This is a genomic window from Ruegeria sp. (genome assembly GCF_040830605.1).
Taxonomy (GTDB): domain Bacteria; phylum Pseudomonadota; class Alphaproteobacteria; order Rhodobacterales; family Rhodobacteraceae; genus Ruegeria.
Map to the genome: position 1 here is coordinate 567,827 of NZ_JBFOMD010000004.1, position 21,201 is coordinate 589,027.

The following is a 21,201-nucleotide window of genomic DNA, read 5'->3' on the forward strand; positions in this document are numbered from 1 at the left end:
CCTCAGCCGACCTCGACCAAAGGCACTGACATGACCACCGACTACGACACGCTCGCCAAGACCATCGCAGCCCTCACCGAGGGCGAAACCGATGAGGTCGCCCTGATGGCCACGGTTGCCTGCGAGGTGCACCATTCCGACGACCGGTTCGACTGGACCGGCTTCTATCGCGTCACTGAACCCGGCCTGCTCAAGATCGGGCCCTATCAGGGCGGCCATGGTTGTCTGGTGATTCCGTTCGACCGTGGCGTCTGCGGCGCTGCCGCTCGCACCGGCGAGATACAACTGGTGCCGGATGTCGATGCCTTCCCTGGCCATATCGCCTGCGCCTCGTCCACCCGGTCCGAGCTCGTCTTACCCGTTCGGAACGCGAGCGGAGATATCATCGCGGTATTCGACATCGACAGCGATCAGGCGGATGCGTTCAGCCAGACGGACGCCCAGGCGCTGACCGCGATTTTGTCGCAGACCTTCGCGGGATAGCGAGCCGTTACAGGGTCGGCCTGCAACAGAGCCCGTCCGACAGACAGGCCCCGTCCAGGGGGGTTCAGCGGTGCAGTTACAGCAGCCCTTCGGTACGCAGAAGTTCCAGCATATTTGCCTCGGGCCGTGGACCTATATGGCTGATCACCTCACGGGCGCAGACGCAGCCGATGCGGGCACAGGTCTCCAGATCGCGGCCCGTGGCCATCCCGAACAGGAACCCCGCGGCGAACTGATCCCCCGCGCCGGTCGCGTCCACCGGCACAACCTTGTCCACCGGCACGTCAATCCGCTTCCTTTCGCTCAGCACGGTCACACCGTCGCCTGAACGGGTGCAGATGACCAGCGGGCAGATGGCCGAGGTTTTGGTCAATGCTTCTTCCAGATCGTCGGTTTCATAGAGCGATCGGATTTCGGCTTCGTTGCCGATCACAAAATCCAGATCGTTCTCGATCAGTGAAAGAAAATCCGCCCGGTGCCGCTCGACGCAGAACGGGTCCGAGATCGCGATCCCGGTTTTGCCGCCGCCTTCGTGGCAATCACGCGCCGCTTCCATGAAAGCGGTCTTGCCCTTGTCCTTATCGAACAGATAGCCCTCGAGGAACATGATCTGGCTGTTGCCCGCCACGTCTTTGGACACGTCCTTGGACGACAGTTCCGACGAGATCCCCAGATAGGTGTTCATCGACCGCTCGCCGTCGGGTGAGACGAAGATCATCGACCGGGATGTGGGCAACTCGCCACCGGCCACCGGCGGGTTCACGAAATCCACGCCATCCTCGTTCATCGCATCAGCATAGAAGCGCCCCAGCGCGTCGTCATGCACCCTGCCGATAAATGCGGAATCCAGCCCCAGCGCGCCCGCACCCGCGATAGTGTTGGCGACTGAGCCACCCGGGGTCTGCACCCGGCTTTCCATCGCGGCATAGAGCACCTCGCCCCGCTCGCGCTCGATCAGTTGCATGATCCCCTTCTCGATCCCCATGAGGTCGAGAAAGCTGTCGTCGCTTTGCGAGATGACGTCCACGACGGCATTGCCAATGCCGACGAGCTGGTAGGTTTTCATAGATTCTTGTCCTCGAATTGGCACAGGTCGCGGATGAGGCAGGTGCGGCACATCGGCTTGCGTGCTTTACAGTGATAACGGCCATGCAGGATCAGCCAGTGATGGGCGTGAAGCTGGAAATCGGCCGGGATGTTGTCCTCGATGGCGCGTTCGACGGCATCCACGTCCTTGCCCGGGCAGATGCCGGTGCGGTTGCCGACGCGAAAAATATGGGTGTCCACCGCTTGCGCGGGGTGCCGCCACCACATGTTCAGAACTACATTGGCGGTCTTGCGCCCCACGCCGGGCAGTGATTGCAGCGCCGCGCGCGAATTGGGCACCTCACCGCCGTACTCTTCGACCAGAATACGCGACAGCTTCATCACGTTCTTGGCCTTGTTGCGGTAAAGCCCGATGGTTTTGATATGCTCGATCAGCTTGTCCTCGCCCAGATCGAGCATCTTCTGTGGGGTATCGGCAATCTTGAACAGCGCCCGGGTGGCCTTGTTCACGCCCGCATCCGTCGCCTGCGCACTCAGCGCCACGGCAACGACCAGCGTGTAGACGTTGACATGCTCAAGCTCGCCTTTCGGCTCGGGCTCGGCTGCCTGAAACCGCGTGAAAATCTCGCGGATCGTATGATAATCGAGTTGCTTTGCCATCCGGGCCTTAATGCCGTGCAGCGGAACGGGCCGCAATTGAAAATAAGCGCAGGGGCCTTACGAATCCTAGGAGATGTGCCGTTTTGCGACAGCAACGGCGGCAAATTCCGCCGGAGTTTCATCCCCGCCCGGACAGAAGCTAGCCACAAACGGCCCGCCCGGTACATCCGGGAAATGCGCCACCAGATTGGCGGAGAACGGGCCACAACCCGCGTGCCCGAGAATGCGCCCGACAGGATCGGCCTCGCCAATCATCAAACCCAGCCCATAGCCCGTTTTGCGCCAGACCCGACTGGGAATGGCCGGGCCGTCCATCGCAAGGGCCTGCATCTGCGTCTTGCTGGCCTCTAAAAGCACATCGCCATGCAGCAGCGCCCGCAACAAATCCAGCGCATCCAGCGCAGTTCCCATCAGGCAGCCGTGGTAGACCCAGCTGGGGTGGTAGCCCTTCGCGTCCCAGAGGAGCCGGTCGAAATCCGCTCGCGTCTCAGCCAGCTTTGCCGACAGGCCCAGAGGAGTGCAAACCTGCGTTTCGATGATGTCCCGCAGCGGCGCATCATGCAGCCGCTCTAGAAATTGGCGCAGCAGCAGGTACCCGACGTTGGAGTACAGCCAGCCCTCGCCCGGAGGATAAGCCAGATCCCGATACCGGGTTTCGCTCAATATCCGATCCACCGGCCAGGGGTCCTCACCTGCCGCCACAGCCGCGCCGTAAGACGGAAGCGGGCCATAGTCCCGCAACCCGGCGCGGTGCTGCATCAGTTGGCGCAGCGTGAAGGGGTGATCGTCGTAAGGAGCGTCCAGATCGCACAGGCCGCGTTCACTGGCTTTCAGCACAAGCGCGGCAATCACCGGTTTGGTGAAACTCCACCAAGGAAACAGAGCTGGCCCGCCTTCGTCCAGCAGAACAGTCCCCGTCCGGTCTATGGCCGCCGAAATCACCCTGTCACCTCTGTGCATGTTCCTTGATTGGCGGCAGGATAGGTCAGGGTAATCCGGGAAGAAATGCGGTTGCGCAAGTTCCGGGTCGCGTGCCCGATGGGGCAGGGGGTAGACTGACCTCAAATCGCAAAGAGGTGTGTCATGAATATTCGAACCGGTGAGGAAGGCTATCACTACGGCGTCATGCGCCGGGCGATCGAGCTGATCGATCAAAACGACAAGACGCTATCGCTCGAGGAACTCGCGGCGCAGATGAATATGAGCCCCGCGCATTTCCAACGCCTGTTTTCACGCTGGGCCGGGGTGTCGCCCAAGAAATTCCAGCAATATCTGACACTGGGCCATGCCAAGGCGCTGCTTGAGGATCGATTTACGACGCTCGAAGCTGCGCATAGTGTCGGTTTGTCCGGAACCGGCCGCCTGCACGATCTGTTTGTTCGGTGGGAGGCGATGAGCCCAGGCGAATACGCCCGCAAGGGCGAGGGGCTGCGCATCTACTGGGGCTGGTTCGAAAGCCCCTTCGGCCCGGCCATCGTGATGGGCACGGACAAGGGTATCTGTGGTATCGGCTTTGCTGCGGAGACCGGTGAAGAGGCCGCGATGCAGGACCTGCTGTCGCGCTGGCCCAAGGCAGAGTTTGTCGAGGATCCGATGCGACTGCGCCCCTGGGCTCTCAGCGCTCTTGGCAGCGCCAGCGACCGGCTGGAGCCGACCCCGCTCTACCTCATCGGCGCGCCGTTGCAGATCAAGGTGTGGGAGGCGCTGCTGCACATCCCCTCGGGCCATGTGACCACCTATTCCGAAATCGCGCAGACCATCGGCAACCCGCAAGCCGTACGCGCGGTAGGCACCGCCGTCGGGCGCAACCCGATCAGTTGGCTGATCCCCTGCCACCGCGCCCTGCGCAAATCCGGGGGGCTTGGCGGTTACCACTGGGGCCTGCCCGTCAAACGTGCGATGCTGGCCTATGAGGCAGCGCGGGCCGAGGCTTAGGCCACACTCCGCCGCCAGAACGGAGCCAGCAAGAACTTCCGTCTGCGTCTGACCGGCTGAGGTGCGCGCTGAGCCGCCAGTTCACGTTCAATCTCGTATGCGCGCAGAGAGTGATCCTGGGACCAACGGTCCAATTTCAGGGTCATGAGGACATGGTTGTCGTAGAAGGTCATCTTTGGCTTCCTTCCAGTTTATTTTGCTCAGTCTCATAATGGCCAAGCCCTCCTGACATCCCGTTGTCAGGGGGGTGTGCTAGACTGTCAGCAGCTTGACGGAGACACCCATGCGTCGTTCGACCCGCCTGTTCGAAATCATCCAGATTCTGCGCGCCGCTGATGGTCCGGTCACGGCTGAGGTGCTGGCCGAGCAGCTTGAGGTTTCGGTCCGCACGATCTACCGCGACATCTCGGCCCTGCAAGCGATGCGAACACCGATCGAGGGCGAGGCTGGGCTCGGCTATGTCATGCGGCGCGGTTATGACCTGCCGCCGCTCAATTTCGATGCCGAAGAGGTCGAGGCACTGCGCGTAGGCCTGTCGATGCTGGCCCGAACCGGGGACAGCGCGTTGCAGCAGGCGGCCCAGCGGATTTGCCATAAGATCGAGGCCCTGCACGACCCCGCGGACTGGTTGCAGGTCGCGCCATGGGGGGCGCCTGCTGACGACCCGATGCGGGGCTGCGTCTCGGTTTCGCTGCTGCGCGGGGCGATCCGGGAGGAGCGCAAGCTGCGGCTGACTTATCGGGACGGCGACGACAATGAGACCGACCGCGTGGTGCGCCCCGTGGCGCTCATCTATCACCTGGAATGCACCATGCTGGCGGGCTGGTGCGAATTGCGGCAAGCGTTCCGGAATTTCCGGGTTGATCGGATCTGGAGCTGTGAACCGCTTGAGATGCGTTTTATTGGGCAGGGCAATACCTTGCGCGAAATCTGGCAAGAGCAGGACCGGTGGGAGGAATGGGGGCCCACGGTTCAGTAGGCTGAGTTTTGGGCGGGGAATTGCCGATATCACCGCATTGTTGCTTGAGCCCGCTCTGATCCGCCGTGCTATACAGGACAGGAATGAAACAAACCCGAACCAACCGGGTCCCTGAGCAGAAGGTGAATCCATGACGATTTCGAAATTTGCGCTGGCAAGTGGTCTGAGCGCTGTACTGGTTCTGAGTGCCTGCACCGATCCGCTGACCCTCAGCACGCAAACCGACCCGAACCAGAACACAAGGCAGGGCGCCTTGCTGGGCGGTCTTGTCGGCGCCGGGGTTGGCGCCATTGCCAACGATTCCGACCCGGGGCTGGGTGCTCTGGCCGGCGCGGCCATCGGTGCCGCGGCGGGCGGCATCGCAGGCAATCAGCTGGACCGACAGGCCGCCGAACTGCGCCAGCAACTGGCCAATGATGGCATCACCATCACCAATACCGGCGATCGGCTGGTGGTCTCGGTGCCCAACGACATCACGTTCGACACCGATAGCTACACGGTTCGCCCGGCGCTGCGGGCCGACCTGCAGAGAGTGGCGCAGAACTTGCTGCGCTATCCTGACTCCAGCGTACAGATCATCGGCCACACCGACAGTGATGGCGATGCCGGGTACAATCAGGGCCTGTCCGAGCGCCGCGCCAACGCGGTGGCCGATATCCTGCAGGCCGGTGGCGTGACCTACGGCCGGATCTCGACCATCGGTCAGGGCGAGAACAACCCGATCGCCTCGAACCTGACACCGGCGGGCAAGGCGCAGAACCGGCGGGTCGAGATCGTGATCATCCCGCGCAGCGCGTAATCGCACCAGAACTGACGATGAAGAGGGGTCGCTCCATGTGGCCCCTTTTTTGGTTCACACGATATACAGAATTCCACACGCCTTGCGCGCGGTCAGGGGTTTGGCTCGGCGCATCCACCCGCTAGGTATGGTCGGAATGATGTATTTCGGAGGCGAGAATGTTTGATCACACCCTGCTTGGCCTGTCCGGTTCACTGCGCCGCGACGCCACCAACCGAAAGCTGCTGCGTGAAGCGGCTCGGCTGTTCGGGCCATGCTCGTTTACCGAGGCGGATCTGAACCTGCCGCTTTACGATGGGGATCTTGAAGCGGCGGATGGCATTCCTGCATCGGTGCAAACGTTGGCAGACCAGATCGCGGCGGCTGATGCGGTGATCATCTCGACCCCGGAATACAACAAGGGTCCCTCGGGCGTTTTGAAGAATGCGCTCGACTGGGTCAGCCGCACCGCAGGCAGCCCGTGGGCGAATAAGCCTGTGGCGGTGATGTCGGCGGCGGCAGGCCGCGCCGGAGGCGAGCGGGCGCAGATGGTGCTGCGCGGTTTCATGGTGCCGTTCCAGCCGTGTATCCTGCAGGGCCCCGAGGTGCATCTGGCCAACAGCTCGAACGCATTCGATGAAAATGGCCACCTGACCAGCGACCGCTATGCCCAGACATTGCAGACACTGATGGAGAAGCTGCGGGCCGAGATCGGACGTTGATTCACTTCGCGAAAGACCTGACACAACCAGCATCAGCCAGCGCGTTGAGATCTTTGATTTCAGGCGGCGTTGGGTGACTCAGGCGTTTTGCGAAGTGCTGTTGGCGCGGGTGGCGATCTCGATCAGATTGCCGTCGGGATCGCGCAGATAGAGCGACAGGATCGGGCTGGTTGCCCCCGTGCGGGGCACTGGCCCTTCTTCTATGGTCACGCCGTTTGTGGCCAGGTGGGCCTGCCAGTCTGGCAGCGGCGTTTCGGTCAGAAAACACAGGTCCGCCGTTCCCGGCGCGGGATGCGCGGCCATCGGTGCAAATGGCGCGCTGGCCGGGTGCAGATTGATCTTCTGCGCACCAAAGCTCAGCGCCCAGCGGGTCGAGCCGTCGGCGGGGTGAAACTGGACTGCGCGCATGCCCAGCACGTCGGAATAGAAGGCGATGGTGGCATCAAGGTCGGCAACGGTCAGAACGAGATGGTCGAGGGCCGAGACGGCGGGCATGGCTTGTCCTTTTTGGCAGGTCTACCTAGGGTCGACGGCATGAAAGACGATGTGGTGTCCGAAAGTCAAAGTGATGTGATGGATCCGGCCCGCGCCGCCGCGTTCGAGGTGGCGCTGGGGCAGTCGGCATCTATCGGACCGGGCTCTCCGCTGCCACCGTTTTTTCACCAGCTCTATTTCTGGACGCCGCGCCCGCCCGACACGCTGGGCCGGGACGGTCATCCCCGGGTCGGCGGTGGCCTGATCCCCGATATGGGCCTGCCGCGCCGGATGTGGGCCGGGGGTCGGTTGCGTTTTGAACAGGATCTGCGAGCCGGTATTCCGGCCGAGAAACGCTCAGTTCTGGAAAGTGCCGCCACAAAGGCCGGGCGCACCGGCCCTTTGGCGTTTGTCACCCTGCGGCACGAGATCTGGCAGGAGGGTGCGCTTTGTCTCACCGAGTGGCAGGATCTGGTCTATCGCGAAGACCCGGCACCGGATGCGCCACGCCCCGTGCCCCCGACGGCGCGTACAGATGAGACCGACCGGCGTGAGGTGCGGTTCGATTCCACCCTGCTGTTTCGTTACTCGGCCCTGACTTTCAACGGGCACCGCATCCACTACGATCTGGACTATGCCCGTGATGTTGAGGGCTATTCCGGGCTAGTTGTGCATGGCCCGCTGCTGGCGCAACAACTGATGCTGCTGGCCGAGAAACTGATGGGGTCGCTGGCCGAATTCTCGTTCCGCGCCTCCTCACCGCTGATGCATTTCGAGACCGCAACCCTGTGCCGGAACGGTCCGGATTTGTGGGTGCGCGGCCCGGATGGGCGGCAGGTGATGCAGGCGCGCGCCTCAGCTCAAACGCTTGCGCATAGTGATTGACGTCGCCCGGTCATAGCCGGGATGTGCGGTCTCCCCGGTCTTGACAAAACCCATGCGGGCGAAGGTGGCGTGGTTCTCCACAAGCTCGACCCGCGTCTGCAGTTCCAGCGCATCCAATCCCATCTCCTGTGCTCGCGCCTCGGCCAGTTCCACCAGCTGCCGCGCCAGCCCGGATCCGCGCCGCGCTTCAGCCACTGCCAGCTTGCCCAGATAGAGGCATCCGGGGTGCGGGGTCAGGAAGATCACTGCGTCGGGCTTGGTTCCGATGGCCCAGATCTCGCCCTCGGTGGCCTGCTGGCGCACCGCTTCCATGGTCAGGCGGAGCATGGAGGAAGGAGGGTCGATCCGGCCCTCCATATAGGTAAAATTCATGCGGATCAGGGACAGAACACCGGCAAGGTTTGGGTCATTGGAAAGGATGCGGCGGGGCGCGTCCGAAACGCTCATAGTGAAGCCTCGGGCCGGAAGACGTCAGGGATGTTGTCCCGGCCTTCGAGCACCAGATCGGCCATCACCTCGGCCACTTTCGGGGCCATTCCAAATCCGATCTTGAAGCCGCCATTGGCGATGAATTGCCCGGGATATAGCGGGTGCGCCCCCAACATCGGCGCCCGGCTTTTAGCGCGGGGGCGGACCCCGGCCCATCGCTCGATCACCTCGGCGCCGTGCAGTACCGGCACCGCCCGCATGGCGCGCTCGATCACGTCGTCCAGCGCTGCGTCGGTGCTGGATGGGTCGTCATAGTCGCGCTCGGACGTCGAGCCGATGGCCAGCGTGCCATCACCGTGCGGCACGATGTGGATCGCATCGGCAAAGAGCTGCGGTACCTCACCGGCATCGAAGCGCAGCAGTGCGGCCTGCCCCTTGACCCCGTTGCCCACGGTCTTGCCCATGGCGCGGCTGAGTTCTTCGAGCCCAGCGAGACCGGTGGCGTGGATGACCTGCCCGGCTTCCGGGGCCTTGGCCTCAACTTCCACCCCCATCACCCCCAGCGCCGCCACCAGCGCGGCGCAGGCGCGGCGCGGGTGCATACGGGCACTGAGCGTGTCGCGGATCACGTAACCGGTCGCGCTGGGCGGGCACCAAGGGCCGAGATCGGCGACCGGCACCACACGCCAGTCGGCCTGACCTCGCCACAGCTCAGCCGCCGTGCCCTCGCGCTGCTGGGCCAGATCCAGCGCGCGGTCGTCGACGATGGGTTGCAGGCGGCCAAGGCGGGCATAGCCGGGCGAAACGCCGCCCGTGGCCTCGACCTGCGCCCAGAAGGGATTGGCCATGATCAGGCTGTCGAACTGAAACGCCTTCTTGTCGTTCCAGTTCTCGGGCACATGCGGCGCCAGCGCGCCGACCAGCCCGCCGCTGGAGCCCGTGCCGGGGCCAAAGGGATCGACCACGCTGACCTTGGCGCCACGCCGGGCGCAGGTCCAGGCGATGGACAAGCCGAATATACCTGCTCCGCGCACCGTCACATCGACCATTGCCAATCCCCTTTTCCTTGTTCAGTGTCGCGCCGTTACGGATTGTCGAGATTACGCGCAACTTACACCGAAAACCGGCTCTCATTTTTCGGATTGCGTTCTAGCTACAGGATTACCCGATGGCAGACCAGCGCGCCAAGTTGACATGGACCGAAGACAAGGTGCCGGTGTCCGAGCGCTTCGACGATCCGTACTTTTCGCTGCAGAACGGGCTGGAAGAGACACGGCACGTGTTTCTGGCGGGCAACGACCTGCCCGCGCGGTTCACGCCGGGCTTCCAGATTGCCGAACTGGGCTTTGGCACCGGGCTGAACATGCTGACCGCGTGGTCGGAATGGGAGCGATCGGGGCAGGCCGGGCCGCTACATTTCATCAGTTTCGAGGCTTTTCCCATGGCACCCGCAGACATGGCCCGCGCGCTGACCGCTTTTCCCGAACTGGCAGACTGGCGCGACCGGTTTCTCGCCGTCTGGCAGGGCGGGGCCTGCGATCTGGGCACCCTGCGGCTTGAAGTCATCGAGGGCGATGCGCGTCAGACCCTGCCCGCCTGGGCGGGACAGGCGGATGCTTGGTTTCTCGACGGTTTCTCTCCGGCCAAGAACCCCGAGCTTTGGGGGGCGGATTTGTTGCACGAAGTCGCAAACCACACAGCACCGTCCGGCACCGCTGCGACCTATACCGCAGCGGGCTTTGTCCGCCGGGGGTTGGAGGATGCCGGTTTCACCGTCACACGCTCCCCCGGCTTTGGCCGCAAAAGACACATGACGCGGGCCATCAAAGCGTGACGCAAAAGAACAACATTCCGGCGGGCATCGCCCTGATGATCGGCGCCACCGTCGTGTTTGCCCTGCAGGACGGGATCTCGCGCCATCTGGCGGGCGCCTACAACACCTACATGGTGGTGATGATCCGCTACTGGTTCTTCGCCGCCTTCGTGGTGGCGCTTGCGGCGCGGGCACACGGCGGATTGGGGGCCGCCGCACGAACCAGCCAGATCCGGTTGCAGGTCTTTCGCGGCGTGCTGCTGGTGACCGAGATCTGCGTGGCCGTCTATAGTTTTACCGTGCTGGGTCTGATCGAGAGCCTTGCGGTGTTCATCTGTTACCCGCTACTGGTCGCTGCGCTGAGCGGACCGGTACTGGGCGAGCAGGTCGGCTGGCGTCGGTGGAGCGCCATCGGTGTCGGTTGCATCGGTGTGTTGATCATCCTTCAGCCCGGTATGGGCGTGTTCAATCCATGGGCCATCATCCCGCTGATCTCGGCTTTCATGTTCGCGCTCTACGCGCTGCTGACCCGCTACGCCGCGCGGCGCGACAGTGCGGCGACCAGCTTTTTCTGGACCGGGATCGCCGGGGCCGTCGCCATGACGGTGGTTGGTATCTGGTTCTGGGAGCCGATGGCCCGGCAGGACTGGTACTGGATGGGTGCGCTCAGCCTGCTGGGTGTGACCGGGCACTGGCTGCTGATCAAATGCTACGAGATGGCCGAGGCCAGCGCCGTACAGCCCTTTGCCTATTTTCACCTGCTGTGGAGCGCGATTCTGGGCATCACGATCTTCGGCGAGATGCTGCGCCCCGCCGTGGTGACGGGGGCCGCGCTGATTGTGGCCGCCGGACTTTTCACCCTATGGCGCGAACGCCAGCAGGGTTGAGCCCACCAGTTCCTGCGAGAACGGCACCGGCAGCGCCGGTTTGCCCAGCCGAGCGCGGTAGACCGGCATGCTTTCGGCCACACGCATGACATAGTTGCGGGTTTCGGAAAACGGGATGTGCTCGATCCAGTCGATCATATCCACCTGCCCGGTGCGGGGATCGCCAAAGCGTTCCATCCAAGATATCGGGCGTCTGGGCCCGGCGTTGTAGCCCGCCGACATCATCACGATATTGCCGTTGAAATCAGCGGCCAGCCCGGCGAGGTAGTTCGCGCCCAGTTTGGCGTTGTATTTCCAGTCCGAGGTCAGCCGCCCGGTCTGAAAACCACCGAGAATGCCGAGATCCCGCGCCACCAGCTTGGCGGTCGCGGGCATCACTTGCATCAGACCCCGCGCGCCCGCGCCGCTGATCACCACCGGATCGAACTCGCTTTCACGCCGCGCGATGGCCAGCGTCATTTCCTTGGCCATGGGCAGGCGCAGATCGGCCACCGGATGCACCGGGTAATAGGCGGCGGGCAGAACCACGCCAGTACGCGCCGCCCGTTTGGCGATCATCACCGCCAGATGCGGCTCATTCAACTCCAGCGCCATGTCGCCCAGCTGTGCCGCCTGCATCTGGTCCAGTTCCTCGACCAGATGGGTCAGGAAGCGCTCGGCCAGATCACGCTCGCCCGCGCGCAGCAGCAGTACTCCGGCCTCCAGCACGCTCGACTGCATGAACGCCGCCTCGCGCCAGCGCGGCGCCCGGCGAGGTTCGGCAATGTCAGGGTCGAAAGGCCGCCCGATCTGTTCCGCCGCCAGTAGGCCGTAGAACGAGGTCTGATAATCGGCCCCCATCGCATAGGCCTCATAGGCCTTTTCTGCATCACCCGACGCCGCGTAGGCGCGGCCCAGCCAATAGCCCCCGCGCCCTTTGGAGATCGGCGATTGCACCGCCTCGTCGAAGCGCCGGAAATGCCGCACGGCGGTGGCCGGGTCGTTCAGCCTGCGCAGTGCGAGGAAGCCCGAAAGCCATTCCAGATCGGCATAGGCATAACCCATTTCCGGCGTCATGTGATGTCGGGAGGCGATCCGGTATGCGCGCTTGGCGTCGCCGTTCCGCATCTCAAGCCGCGCGAGCCTGCGGCGCCCTTCGGACCATTTGTCCGGCTCACCCAGCGCCTCGGGCCCGGTCGAGCGTTCCAGCATTAGGTCGATGGCGCTGTCGTCCAGTTCCTTCCGGTCGCGCCAGACGAACCGATCATAGGCCAGCCCGGGTGAGTCCATCAGCGATTTCGGAATCGCGTCGATCAGCGCGTTCACGCCCGGCACGCGCTCCTGCAGCCCGATCCGCGCCTGCGCCAGCTTCTTCTGACCGTCGCTCACCAGCGGCAGCATCTGCTTTGCGCTGATCAGATTGCCGTCCCACAGCATCCGGTCCAGCCGCGCCTCGTGATGCGGCTTCAGCAGTTTCGAGAAGTTCTCCAGATAGTTCTTTTGCAGCCCGGCACCCATCGCCATCGTGCGCCAGGCGGTGACCAGATCCGCCTCGGCATCGCCGCGCTGCCCTTTGGTCAGCAGGGCCACCGCATGGTTCAGTGCACCTTCGGCGGTTTGTGGCGGGTTGTCGGCGTAGAATTTCAGCGCCCGGTCGGGATCGGCGTTGGTAAAAGACGGCTCGCTTTTGCGGCGCAGCCATTCCAGTCCGGGCCAGTCCGGGCGGCGGTCGAGAAACACCAGAACGTCACCCGATGTACCGAATCCCTTACGCAGCCAGTGCCAGACGATGACGTCCCGTGCCACCGAGCCGCGCTGCCCGGCGATGCGCAGCGCCTCGTTCCAGTTCTCGTCCCGCATTTCGGCGAGCGCTCGCCGCAAATCATCCACAGCATCCGCGCGTGCAGGCGCCATCAGGGCCATGCAGCACATTATCGCGGACACAACGACCTTCACAACGCGCGTCATCCCTTGCATTTCCCAACAAACCAAGGCTAGAGCCTTTCACGATAAACCGTGCGCCGTCGGGATCAACACACAATCCCGCCAACGCGCATTTCCTGCGGGCCTCGCCCGTCCACGTTGATATCTAGGGAGCGTTTTTCATGTTCAAAGGCTCAATGCCAGCCCTCGTCACCCCGTTCCGCAACGGCGAGTTGGACCTGGAAACGCTCAAACACCTGGTGGAATGGCAAATCGGCGAGGGATCGACCGGTCTAGTGCCCGTGGGCACCACCGGTGAAAGTCCAACCCTGACCCATGAAGAGCATGAAACCGTGGTCGAAGAGGTGGTCAAGGCCGCTGCAGGCCGAGTTCCCGTGATCGCGGGTGCGGGGTCGAATAACACAATCGAGGCGATCCGATTCGTGCAATTCGCGGAGAAGGTCGGTGCCGATGCGGCTCTGGTGGTCACGCCTTATTACAACAAGCCGACCCAGCGGGGCATGGTGGCTCATTTCACCGCGCTGCACGATTGTGCCAATGTTCCGATCATCATTTACAACATCCCGGGTCGCTCGGTGGTGGACATGACCCCCGCAACCATGGGTGAACTGGCTAAGCTGCCGCGCATCGTCGGTGTCAAGGACGCGACCGGCGACATCACCCGCGTCAGCCAGCAGCGTGCCATCTGTGGCTCCGATTTCTGCCAGCTCTCAGGCGAAGACGCCTCGGCGCTCGGGTTCAACGCCCATGGCGGCGTAGGCTGTATCTCGGTGACGGCAAACGTCGCTCCGAAACTGTGCGCCGAATTCCAGCAGGCCACGCTGGAGGGCGATTATGCCAAGGCGCTGGAGTATCAGGACCGCCTGATGCCGCTGCACGAGGCGATCTTTATCGAGCCCGGGCTGGTCGGTGCGAAGTATGCGCTCAGCAAGCTGGGGCTTTGCACGGAAGAGGTGCGTTCGCCTCTGACCGGGCTCGAAGACGGCACCAAGGCGGCGATTGACGCGGCGATGGGGCACGCCGGTCTGCTCTGATCGGAGCTTGCTTGGAACATTAAGGCGACCTGTGTAGCGCAAGTCGCCTTTCTCTATTCAGGCAAGGGCAGCGCCTGCACCAGATGTGCGGTCTTGTCCGGATTGCGCGTCACGTAGATGTGGGTAATCAGACCGTCCCGGATTTCCACGGACGTGGCCTGCAATATGCCGTCTGGTTCGCGGCTCAGGATTGCGGGCAGGCCGTTCAGCACGCAGTGCCGCCACTGTCGAGGCGGCTCGGCTCCTGTTTTCCGCGAGATCCCCTCCAAAAGCCGAACGACCCGATCCAGCCCTTTGATTGGGTTCAGGGCAGCCATCACCTTGCCGCCGCCATCGGATATGAGGCGCACATCCTTTGAAAGAAGCCGGGCCAAAGAGCCGGTATCGCCGGTCTTGGCCGCGTGAAAGAAAGCCAGCGTGATTTCCTGACCCTCCTCGGCGGGCACCGGTGCTCGTGGCCGCGCCTGTTGCACATTTCTGCGTGCCCGTGCCGCAAGCTGCCGACAGGTTCCGATGCTGCGCCCCAGCGCGGCCGCCACTTCTTCGTATGAGCTGTCAAAAACGTCGTGGAGCAGGAACGCGGCGCGCTCCAACGGAGTCAGCCGTTCCAGCGCGAGCAGCAGCGCGACGGACACGTCATGGTCCAGCCGTTCCGTCGACTCCTCGGTCAGCAGAGGTTCGGGCAACCATTCGCCGGGATATGTTTCGCGCCGGGCGCGGGCGGATTTCAACTGGTCTAGACACAGCCGGGTCGTGATCCGCACCAGATAACCCGTCGCGTCGCGGATTTCCGAAACAGGGGCGGATTGCCAGCGCAAAAACGCCTCTTGCAGGATGTCCTCGGCATCGCTAACCGTGCCCAGCATCCGGTAGGCGACGGCGAAAAGCCGCGGTCGCACTGCCAGAAACGTATCGGTCTGGTCGGGATGAGAACTCACGCCCACGCGGCATCAACCTCCTGCGCAACAGGATGCGGAGAGCGAAAGCCGATGGCAATCCGATTCCAGGAATTGATGGCGGCGATCAGCAGGGTAAGCGCGACCTGCTCTTTGGGCGAGAATTGTTGCGAAACACGGTCGTAATCCTCATCGGGTGCGCCGGTTGCTTCGATCCTGGTCAAGGCTTCGGTCCAGGAAAGCGCTGCCTGCTCGCGCTCCGAATAAAGCGAGGACTCCCGCCATGCATTCAGCAGATGCAGGCGATCTTCGGTTTCGCCATGGGCGCGGGCGTCATGGGTGTGCATATGGATGCAGAAGGCGCAGCCGTTGATCTGCGAGGCGCGCAGCTTCACCAACTCGACAAGGCTATGCTCCAGCCCGCTTGCCTTGATCAGCTCTTCCTGCTCAAGCAGTGGTTTGAAGAGATCCGGGGCGATGGTGAAGTGATCGAGACGCTGAGACATGATTCTGTTCCCTTTTTGCTGGTTTCGGGAACAGGACGACGCAGCCAGCGGTTTTGTGACATGCAGTTAGAAAAAAGGGCGCTCGGTTGAACGCCCCCGTGAGTGTTAGCGTTTTCCGTAGTACAAACCGACCACGTGTTCAGCCTGTGCAAAGAACAGCCAGCGCGAGGTTGCCACGCCTGCCAGATGCGAGAGAATGGCAAGCAAGGCGAAGAAATGGCTGAACGGAAGCACAAGCAGGATAACCGGCAGAACAAAAGCGAGCGCAAAGGCGATCACGCGCAGTTTTTCCGCGTGCTTGCGGCCCACGACATGCACGAACTCGCGCAGCAGATAGTTTGTGCCAGTATGCGGCGGTTCAAAGGCGCGGACGGTTCCGCGACTGCCCAGCCCCGTGGCGGTGCCAAGATCGGTGCCCGAGGCCGCCAGCGCCTTGTCGCCCTGCCGCCAATAGAGGATCTGCACGAGCGCTGTAATCAGCAGAAATGGCAGGGCGAGCCTCATCTGACCGGCGAGCAATGCGCCGCCGGCGAGGCTGAAGGATAGAAACATTGCCGGCGTCAGTTTCATGTGCCAGCGCGGGATGGTCTTGAGCTGGGTATAGATCATTGAGGTGGTAAAGACCGTCGCCAGCGAGGCCAGCGACCCGATCACGCCCAACACGCCCCAGCGCTGGTCCAGAAAGATTACGCCGATGGCGTAAAGCCCCATGACCACCAGCGCGATGACCGCGCACCAGCCTTCGCGGCTGAGCCAGCTGGTCTTCCACTGGGTGAAGGCCTTCCACGCGCGCTCGGGATGCCCAAGGTGGAAGGTCGAGGCCAGCAGACCCGCAACCGCCAGGCCGAAGGCGATGGCGAAGAAGATGAAGGCCACCGTGCCGGACACGGCCGGAAGACCGAGGCCCAGAAAGAACAGCAGGCCAAAGCCCAGGCCGGACAGGGTGGTGAAGATGATAACGGATGGCGCCGGATGCATTACAGTTTCTCCAGTGCTTTATCGAGCCAGCCCATGAAGCCCTTGGGCTCATCGGCCACGGGTGCGAGCAGAGGGGCGAGGATGTCGATCTGATCCTCGATCTTGTCCTTGGGCCGGGGCGGCAGGTATTTGTTGACGGGTTTGGTGCCCATTTCGGGCATCAGGTCCATGCCGCCGCGTTCGGCGACCAGTTTCGAGACATCGCTTTCCGGATCGCCCAGATCGCCGAAATGCCGCGCGCCCGCCGGGCAGGTGCGCACGCAGGAGGGGATGCGGTCTACCTCGGGCAGGTTCTCGTTGTAAATCCGGTCGACGCAGAGGGTGCATTTCTTCATCACACCCTCGGCCTGATCCAACTCGCGCGCGCCATAGGGGCACGACCATGCACAAAGCCCGCAGCCGATGCAGTCGCTTTCGTTGACCAGCACGATGCCGTCCTCGGCCCGCTTGTAGCTGGCGCCGGTGGGGCAGACGGTGACGCAAGGCGCGTCCTCGCAATGCAGGCAGGACTTGGGGAAGTGGATGAGCTGTGCTGCGCCCTGCTCGGGCTGTACTTCGTAGGAATGTACCCGGTTCAGGAAGGTGCCAGACGGGTTGCCGCCATAGGCGTCCTGATCCGACAGCGGCGCGCCGTAGTTTTCGGTGTTCCAGCCTTTGCACGAGATCACGCAGGCATGGCAGCCGACGCAGGTGTCGAGGTCGATGACCAGACCCATCCTGCGGTCGGTGGATGTGGGGAGCTGGGTCATGTCAGCAGACCTCCGCGAATGTGGTGAGCGCAGACTGGGGCTCTGCCCCAGACCCCGGGATATTTTTGAACAGAAGAAGCGGGGTCATTCGCCGACCTTCCACGCCAGGTTCTTCGGGCCCGTGCCGACCGGGGATTCGAGCGGGTCGAATGCGGGCTGACTTTCGGTCATCTCGTCGGGGTTGGCGGCCTTTTCGATCTTTACCTTCAGGTCGAACCACGCCGCCTGACCGGTGATCGGGTCCGAGTTGGCCCAGCGGAGGCCATCGCCCTTGGGCGGCAGCAACTCGTGGATCAGGTGGTTGAGCAGGAAGCCCTTGGTGGCTTCGGGCGCGTCCTCCTCCAGCGCCCAGGCGCCTTTGCGTTTGCCGATGGCGTTCCAGGTCCAGATGGTGTTGTCGTTGAGCGCCGCCATCTCCATCACTGGCACCGTGATCTCACCATGCGGTGAGGTCACCTTGGCCCAGTCGCCATCCTTGAGCCCATGCTCGCGCATCAGCTTGGTCGGCACGTAAAGCGGGTTGCGCCCGTGCAACTGCCGCAGCCAGGCGTTCTGGGTGCCCCAGGAGTGGTACATCGCCATCGGCCGCTGGGTCAGGGCGTTGACGGTAAAGCCCTCGTTGCCGGTCTGGTCGGTCTCGTACCAGATCGGCAGCGGGTCCATCACGTCCTTGATGCGTCCGCGCAGATGGTCGGGAGGCTGGCGGTCGCCATGGCCCTCGGCGGCCAGCTGGAACTTGCGCATCGGCTCGACGTAAAGCTGGAACAGATAAGGTTGCGGACTGTCATAGATCCCCATGCCCACGGCCCAGTCCTGATAGGCGCTGTTCCACGGTTTGTAGTAATCCGATCCTTCGGGGATATGGACCACGTAGAAGCCGCCGTTTTCAATATAGCGGTTCAGCTGGTCGGGGTTCACCTCGCCCCGGCCTTCCTTGTCGCCGTTCTCACCACGGAAACCTGCCAGCGGGCCGATGCCCGGTTTACGCTCGTGATTGACGATGTAGTCGGCGTAGTCCTTCCACTTCGGGCTGCGGTCCTCGTTGGTGAAGCCCGGCAATTTCATCCGGTTGGCGAGCTGGATCAGCACCGTCTGGAAGCCGCGCACATTGCGGTCGGGCTCGATCACCGGCCAGCGGATCGCATCCGCCGCCGCGTCCGCCTCGCAGATCGGGCGGTCGAGCAGCGAGATGCAGTCGTGGCGTTCCAGATAAGTGGTGTCGGGCAGGATCAGGTCGGCATAGGCCACCATTTCAGAGGAATAGGCGTCGGAATAGATGATGTGCGGGATCTTGTAGTCGCCGTTCTCATCCCTGTCCGTCAGCATCTCCATGACGCCCTTGGTGTTCATGGATGAGTTCCAGGACATGTTGGCCATATACATGAACAGGGTGTCGATCTTGTAGGGATCGCCCGCATGGGCGTTCGAGATCACCATATGCATAAGGCCGTGGGCGCTCATCGGGTTTTCCCAGGTGAACGCCTTGTCGATCCGGGCCGGGCTGCCATCCTCTTTCAGCGCCAGATGTTCGGGGCCACGGACGAAGCCCAGGTGTGGGCCGTCCAGCGGCGTGTCTGGCGTGGACTTCGAATGCGGGGTCGGATGTGCCTCGACCGGTTTGGGGTAGGGCGGTTTGAAGCGGAAGCCGCCGGGGACCTCGACGGTGCCGAGGATGATCTGCAACACATGCAGCGCGCGGCAGGTCTGGAAACCGTTGGCATGGGCCGAGACACCGCGCATCGAGTGCATCGAGACTGGACGGCCGATCATCTTGCTGTGTTTTTCGCCGCGGAAGTCGGTCCATTCGTGGTCCAACTCGAATGCCTCGTCAAAGGCGACGCGCGCCAGTTCGCCTGCGATGGCGCGGATGCGGCTGGCTGGAACGCCGCATTGTTCGGCGATGGCTTCGGGCGTGTATTCGTCGGCCAGATAGCGCTCGGCCATCAGGTGGAACACCGGGCGGTGAGTGACGCCGTCCTTTTCGTAGGTGGCCGAGAGATCGGGCCGCACGCCGGGCTTGTCAAAGGCGGTGAGTTCTCCGGTCACCCGGTCCACCACCAGCGGCTTGCCATCGTCGTCGCGCAGGAACAGGCCCTTGTCCGGGCCTTCGGCGGCCTTCACCAGCACCGGTGCGTTGGTGTAGCGGCTGAGATAATCCAGGTCGATCTTGCCCGCTTTCATCAGCACATGGATGAGCGACAGGATGAAGAGGCCATCGGTGCCGGGCGTGATCCCTACCCATTCATCGGCCACGGCGTTATAGCCCGAGCGGATCGGGTTCACCCCAATCACTTTGGCGCCGCGCTTCTTGATCTTGCCAAGCCCCATCTTGATCGGGTTGCTATCATGATCCTCGGCCACGCCAAACAGCATGAACAGCTTGGTGTGGTCCCAATCGGGCTGCCCGAACTCCCAGAACGCGCCGCCCATCGTGTAGATGCCGGCCGTCGCCATGTTGACTGAGCAGAACCCGCCGTGAGCCGCATAGTTCGGCGTGCCGAAGCTTTGTGCCCAGAAACTGGTGAAGGACTGCGACTGATCGCGGCCGGTGAAGAATGCCAGTTGCTCCGGCGCCTCGTGGCGGACCGGTTCCATCCAGCCCACGGCGATGGCCAGTGCTTCGTCCCAACTGATCTCCTTGAACTCGCCCGAGCCGCGCGGGCCGGTGCGGATCATCGGCGCCTTTAGTCGCGACGGCGCGTTGACCTGCATGATCCCCGCCGAGCCCTTGGCGCACAAAACGCCCTTGTTCACCGGGTGGTCGCGGTTGCCTTCGATATAGGCCACTTTCCCGTCCTTCATGTGCACGTTGATCCCGCAGCGGCAGGCGCACATGTAGCAGGTGGTGCGCCGGATCTCGTCCGAGACCTTGGGCGAGGTGTTGAGGATCGGCTGCTGATGGGTCATTGGCGGGTCCTGTCAGTTGGTCCGGGCAAAAGATGTCGGTTTTCGCCCGAATTGGGAACACTGTTTCTGAAAACAGTGGCGGTTTTGTTATTCCGTTCCGGTGGCTTGCAGGATGGTGACGGCGATGATCTGCGTCACATCCTCGGCAGTGCAGCCACGCGAGAGGTCGTTGGCGGGTTTGGCCAGCCCCTGCATCACCGGGCCGATAGCGGCGTATCCGCCCAGACGCTGGGTGATTTTGTAGCCGATATTACCCGCGTCGAGATTGGGGAAGATCATCACGTTGGCCTGTCCGGCCACCGATGATCCCGGCGACTTGCGCGCACCGACCGACGGGACGAAGGCCGCGTCGAACTGTAACTCGCCATCCACTTCCAATCCGGGGTGCTGGCTGCGCAGGGTGTCGGTGGCCTCGGTCACCTTGTCCACCGCCGGGTGGCTGGCGCTGCCCTTGGTGGAGAAGCTCAGCATGGCGATCTTCGGCTCTTCGCGCAGCAGGGCGCGGGCGGAATTGGCCGAGGCGGCGGCAATCGAGGTCAACTCGGCCGGGTTCGGGTCGATCACAAGCCCGCAATCGGAATAGAGCATCGCGCGCGCGCCTTCACGAGCGTCCTCGGGCGGGTACATCAGGAAGAAAGACGACACCATGCCCGCATCGGGCGTCATGCCGATCACCTGAATCGCAGTGCGGACGACGTCGCCCGTCGTGTGGATAGCGCCGCCGACAGTGCCGGTGGCGTGGCCCAGCCGCACCAGCATCGCGGCATATACCAGCGGCGTCTCGGCGGCCTTGCGCGCGGCGGCCTCGCCCACGCCTTTGTGCTTGCGCAGGGAATGGTATTCGGCGGCAAAGGCTTCGGTCAGGTCGGATGTGGCGGGATCGTGGATCGCAACGCCATTGCCTGCGCTTGCGCCTTCGGCTTGTAACGCAGCCTCGACCTCGGCCTGCGGTCCGACAAGAATGACATCGGCCAGATTGGCCGCATGGGCGGCAAGCGCCCCCGCGACGATGCGGGGATCGCTGCCTTCGCTTAGAGCAACAACAGGGCGGGTGGCCAGGGCGCTTGCCGCCAACAGCTCGATGGGTGTCTTGGTCATGCGCCCCAGCCCCTGTGT

The 21,201-nt window shown here is 63.2% G+C and carries 22 protein-coding genes; 9 read left to right on the plus strand and 13 right to left on the minus strand.

Annotated features, from left to right (window positions below):
* Nucleotides 1-30: 30 nt before the first annotated feature.
* Entirely contained in the window at nucleotides 31-483 is a 453-nt protein-coding gene (locus AB3N21_RS09505) for a GAF domain-containing protein (protein ID WP_367935001.1), read from the plus strand.
* A gap of 76 nt (nucleotides 484-559) precedes the next feature.
* Here AB3N21_RS09505 and AB3N21_RS09510 read toward each other — a convergent pair whose 3' ends face one another.
* The 3 genes from AB3N21_RS09510 to AB3N21_RS09520 all read right to left on the minus strand — a co-directional run bounded on the left by AB3N21_RS09510 (nucleotide 560) and on the right by AB3N21_RS09520 (nucleotide 3,150).
* A complete protein-coding gene (locus AB3N21_RS09510) occupies nucleotides 560-1,549 on the minus strand; it encodes an adenosine kinase (protein ID WP_367935002.1) in 990 nt (329 codons plus the stop codon).
* Nucleotides 1,546-2,190, minus strand: a complete 645-nt coding sequence (gene nth / locus AB3N21_RS09515) for an endonuclease III (RefSeq protein WP_367935003.1) — start codon at nucleotides 2,188-2,190, stop codon at nucleotides 1,546-1,548. Before nth ends, AB3N21_RS09510 begins: the two co-directional genes overlap by 4 nt.
* Nucleotides 2,191-2,256: 66 nt before the next feature.
* A complete protein-coding gene (locus tag AB3N21_RS09520; protein ID WP_367935004.1) occupies nucleotides 2,257-3,150 on the minus strand; it encodes a serine hydrolase domain-containing protein in 894 nt (297 codons plus the stop codon).
* 123 nt (nucleotides 3,151-3,273) lie between these two features.
* Here AB3N21_RS09520 and AB3N21_RS09525 point away from each other — a divergent pair, with 123 nt between their 5' ends.
* From AB3N21_RS09525 to AB3N21_RS09540, 4 genes are all read left to right on the plus strand, one after another.
* Nucleotides 3,274-4,125, plus strand: a complete 852-nt coding sequence (locus AB3N21_RS09525; RefSeq protein ID WP_367935005.1) for a bifunctional helix-turn-helix domain-containing protein/methylated-DNA--[protein]-cysteine S-methyltransferase — start codon at nucleotides 3,274-3,276, stop codon at nucleotides 4,123-4,125.
* 283 nt (nucleotides 4,126-4,408) lie between these two features.
* Nucleotides 4,409-5,104 carry a helix-turn-helix transcriptional regulator gene (locus AB3N21_RS09530; RefSeq protein ID WP_367935006.1) on the plus strand — a complete coding sequence of 232 codons (696 nt, stop codon included), beginning with the start codon at nucleotides 4,409-4,411 and terminating at the stop codon, nucleotides 5,102-5,104.
* A gap of 130 nt (nucleotides 5,105-5,234) precedes the next feature.
* Nucleotides 5,235-5,903, plus strand: coding sequence for an OmpA family protein (locus AB3N21_RS09535; protein WP_367935007.1), 669 nt, complete (start codon nucleotides 5,235-5,237; stop codon nucleotides 5,901-5,903).
* 158 nt (nucleotides 5,904-6,061) lie between these two features.
* Nucleotides 6,062-6,604 (plus strand): NADPH-dependent FMN reductase, encoded by a 543-nt coding sequence (locus tag AB3N21_RS09540; RefSeq protein ID WP_367935008.1) that lies wholly within the window; start codon nucleotides 6,062-6,064, stop codon nucleotides 6,602-6,604.
* Between the two features lie 78 nt (nucleotides 6,605-6,682).
* Here the strand turns inward: AB3N21_RS09540 and AB3N21_RS09545 are convergent, their stop codons facing one another.
* The gene (locus tag AB3N21_RS09545) at nucleotides 6,683-7,099 is read right to left on the minus strand and encodes a VOC family protein (RefSeq protein WP_367935009.1); all 417 of its coding nucleotides are present in this window, start codon (nucleotides 7,097-7,099) and stop codon (nucleotides 6,683-6,685) included.
* A 39-nt stretch (nucleotides 7,100-7,138) separates the two neighbouring features.
* Between AB3N21_RS09545 and AB3N21_RS09550 the strand changes: the two genes are divergently transcribed.
* A complete protein-coding gene (locus AB3N21_RS09550) occupies nucleotides 7,139-7,963 on the plus strand; it encodes an acyl dehydratase (protein ID WP_367935010.1) in 825 nt (274 codons plus the stop codon).
* On the opposite strand, the gene AB3N21_RS09555 is transcribed toward AB3N21_RS09550, so the two are convergent.
* The gene (locus tag AB3N21_RS09555; RefSeq protein ID WP_367935011.1) at nucleotides 7,934-8,410 is read right to left on the minus strand and encodes a GNAT family N-acetyltransferase; all 477 of its coding nucleotides are present in this window, start codon (nucleotides 8,408-8,410) and stop codon (nucleotides 7,934-7,936) included. The genes AB3N21_RS09550 and AB3N21_RS09555 overlap by 30 nt on opposite strands.
* Nucleotides 8,407-9,441, minus strand: a complete 1,035-nt coding sequence (locus tag AB3N21_RS09560) for an NAD(P)/FAD-dependent oxidoreductase (RefSeq protein WP_367935012.1) — start codon at nucleotides 9,439-9,441, stop codon at nucleotides 8,407-8,409. The genes AB3N21_RS09555 and AB3N21_RS09560 overlap by 4 nt, the downstream gene beginning before the upstream one ends.
* Nucleotides 9,442-9,560: 119 nt before the next feature.
* On the opposite strand from AB3N21_RS09560, the gene mnmD reads away from it, so the two are divergent.
* A complete protein-coding gene (gene mnmD, locus AB3N21_RS09565) occupies nucleotides 9,561-10,226 on the plus strand; it encodes a tRNA (5-methylaminomethyl-2-thiouridine)(34)-methyltransferase MnmD (RefSeq protein WP_367935013.1) in 666 nt (221 codons plus the stop codon).
* A 35-nt stretch (nucleotides 10,227-10,261) separates the two neighbouring features.
* Nucleotides 10,262-11,092, plus strand: a complete 831-nt coding sequence (locus tag AB3N21_RS09570) for a DMT family transporter (protein ID WP_367935077.1) — start codon at nucleotides 10,262-10,264, stop codon at nucleotides 11,090-11,092.
* Here the strand turns inward: AB3N21_RS09570 and AB3N21_RS09575 are convergent.
* Complete coding sequence (locus AB3N21_RS09575) at nucleotides 11,066-13,039, minus strand: lytic transglycosylase domain-containing protein (RefSeq protein ID WP_367935014.1); 1,974 nt, start codon at nucleotides 13,037-13,039, stop codon at nucleotides 11,066-11,068. The two genes, AB3N21_RS09570 and AB3N21_RS09575, sit on opposite strands and share 27 nt — an antisense overlap.
* 137 nt (nucleotides 13,040-13,176) lie before the next feature.
* Here AB3N21_RS09575 and dapA point away from each other — a divergent pair, with 137 nt between their 5' ends.
* On the plus strand, nucleotides 13,177-14,049 hold the full coding sequence (gene dapA / locus AB3N21_RS09580) for a 4-hydroxy-tetrahydrodipicolinate synthase (protein WP_367935015.1): 873 nt from the start codon (nucleotides 13,177-13,179) through the stop codon (nucleotides 14,047-14,049).
* Between the two features lie 53 nt (nucleotides 14,050-14,102).
* Here dapA and AB3N21_RS09585 read toward each other — a convergent pair whose 3' ends face one another.
* The 6 genes from AB3N21_RS09585 to pta form a co-directional block, all read right to left on the minus strand.
* On the minus strand, nucleotides 14,103-14,993 hold the full coding sequence (locus AB3N21_RS09585; RefSeq protein ID WP_367935016.1) for a sigma-70 family RNA polymerase sigma factor: 891 nt from the start codon (nucleotides 14,991-14,993) through the stop codon (nucleotides 14,103-14,105).
* Nucleotides 14,984-15,451, minus strand: coding sequence for a carboxymuconolactone decarboxylase family protein (locus tag AB3N21_RS09590; protein WP_367935017.1), 468 nt, complete (start codon nucleotides 15,449-15,451; stop codon nucleotides 14,984-14,986). Before AB3N21_RS09590 ends, AB3N21_RS09585 begins: the two co-directional genes overlap by 10 nt.
* 105 nt (nucleotides 15,452-15,556) lie before the next feature.
* Nucleotides 15,557-16,429 (minus strand): dimethyl sulfoxide reductase anchor subunit family protein, encoded by an 873-nt coding sequence (locus tag AB3N21_RS09595; RefSeq protein ID WP_367935018.1) that lies wholly within the window; start codon nucleotides 16,427-16,429, stop codon nucleotides 15,557-15,559.
* The gene (locus AB3N21_RS09600) at nucleotides 16,429-17,178 is read right to left on the minus strand and encodes a 4Fe-4S dicluster domain-containing protein (protein ID WP_367935019.1); all 750 of its coding nucleotides are present in this window, start codon (nucleotides 17,176-17,178) and stop codon (nucleotides 16,429-16,431) included. Before AB3N21_RS09600 ends, AB3N21_RS09595 begins: the two co-directional genes overlap by 1 nt.
* 84 nt (nucleotides 17,179-17,262) lie before the next feature.
* Nucleotides 17,263-20,085 carry a molybdopterin oxidoreductase family protein gene (locus AB3N21_RS09605; RefSeq protein ID WP_367935020.1) on the minus strand — a complete coding sequence of 941 codons (2,823 nt, stop codon included), beginning with the start codon at nucleotides 20,083-20,085 and terminating at the stop codon, nucleotides 17,263-17,265.
* Between the two features lie 87 nt (nucleotides 20,086-20,172).
* Nucleotides 20,173-21,183, minus strand: a complete 1,011-nt coding sequence (gene pta, locus AB3N21_RS09610; RefSeq protein ID WP_367935021.1) for a phosphate acetyltransferase — start codon at nucleotides 21,181-21,183, stop codon at nucleotides 20,173-20,175.
* Between the last annotated feature and the right edge of the window lie 18 nt (nucleotides 21,184-21,201).

Bases quoted from the DNA above. Each gene is read 5' to 3' on its own strand.
- AB3N21_RS09545 (WP_367935009.1), bottom strand. From the start codon at position 7,099: ATGCCCGCCGTCTCGGCCCTCGACCATCTCGTTCTGACCGTTGCCGAC.
- dapA (WP_367935015.1), top strand. From the start codon at position 13,177: ATGTTCAAAGGCTCAATGCCAGCCCTCGTCACCCCGTTCCGCAACGGC.
- AB3N21_RS09560 (WP_367935012.1), bottom strand. From the start codon at position 9,441: ATGGTCGATGTGACGGTGCGCGGAGCAGGTATATTCGGCTTGTCCATC.
- AB3N21_RS09590 (WP_367935017.1), bottom strand. From the start codon at position 15,451: ATGTCTCAGCGTCTCGATCACTTCACCATCGCCCCGGATCTCTTCAAA.
- nth (WP_367935003.1), bottom strand. From the start codon at position 2,190: ATGGCAAAGCAACTCGATTATCATACGATCCGCGAGATTTTCACGCGG.
- AB3N21_RS09505 (WP_367935001.1), top strand. From the start codon at position 31: ATGACCACCGACTACGACACGCTCGCCAAGACCATCGCAGCCCTCACC.
- AB3N21_RS09595 (WP_367935018.1), bottom strand. From the start codon at position 16,429: ATGCATCCGGCGCCATCCGTTATCATCTTCACCACCCTGTCCGGCCTG.
- AB3N21_RS09535 (WP_367935007.1), top strand. From the start codon at position 5,235: ATGACGATTTCGAAATTTGCGCTGGCAAGTGGTCTGAGCGCTGTACTG.
- mnmD (WP_367935013.1), top strand. From the start codon at position 9,561: ATGGCAGACCAGCGCGCCAAGTTGACATGGACCGAAGACAAGGTGCCG.
- AB3N21_RS09575 (WP_367935014.1), bottom strand. From the start codon at position 13,039: ATGACGCGCGTTGTGAAGGTCGTTGTGTCCGCGATAATGTGCTGCATG.
- AB3N21_RS09525 (WP_367935005.1), top strand. From the start codon at position 3,274: ATGAATATTCGAACCGGTGAGGAAGGCTATCACTACGGCGTCATGCGC.
- AB3N21_RS09555 (WP_367935011.1), bottom strand. From the start codon at position 8,410: ATGAGCGTTTCGGACGCGCCCCGCCGCATCCTTTCCAATGACCCAAAC.
- AB3N21_RS09605 (WP_367935020.1), bottom strand. From the start codon at position 20,085: ATGACCCATCAGCAGCCGATCCTCAACACCTCGCCCAAGGTCTCGGAC.
- AB3N21_RS09600 (WP_367935019.1), bottom strand. From the start codon at position 17,178: ATGACCCAGCTCCCCACATCCACCGACCGCAGGATGGGTCTGGTCATC.
- AB3N21_RS09570 (WP_367935077.1), top strand. From the start codon at position 10,262: ATGATCGGCGCCACCGTCGTGTTTGCCCTGCAGGACGGGATCTCGCGC.
- AB3N21_RS09550 (WP_367935010.1), top strand. From the start codon at position 7,139: ATGAAAGACGATGTGGTGTCCGAAAGTCAAAGTGATGTGATGGATCCG.
- pta (WP_367935021.1), bottom strand. From the start codon at position 21,183: ATGACCAAGACACCCATCGAGCTGTTGGCGGCAAGCGCCCTGGCCACC.
- AB3N21_RS09540 (WP_367935008.1), top strand. From the start codon at position 6,062: ATGTTTGATCACACCCTGCTTGGCCTGTCCGGTTCACTGCGCCGCGAC.
- AB3N21_RS09510 (WP_367935002.1), bottom strand. From the start codon at position 1,549: ATGAAAACCTACCAGCTCGTCGGCATTGGCAATGCCGTCGTGGACGTC.
- AB3N21_RS09530 (WP_367935006.1), top strand. From the start codon at position 4,409: ATGCGTCGTTCGACCCGCCTGTTCGAAATCATCCAGATTCTGCGCGCC.
- AB3N21_RS09520 (WP_367935004.1), bottom strand. From the start codon at position 3,150: ATGCACAGAGGTGACAGGGTGATTTCGGCGGCCATAGACCGGACGGGG.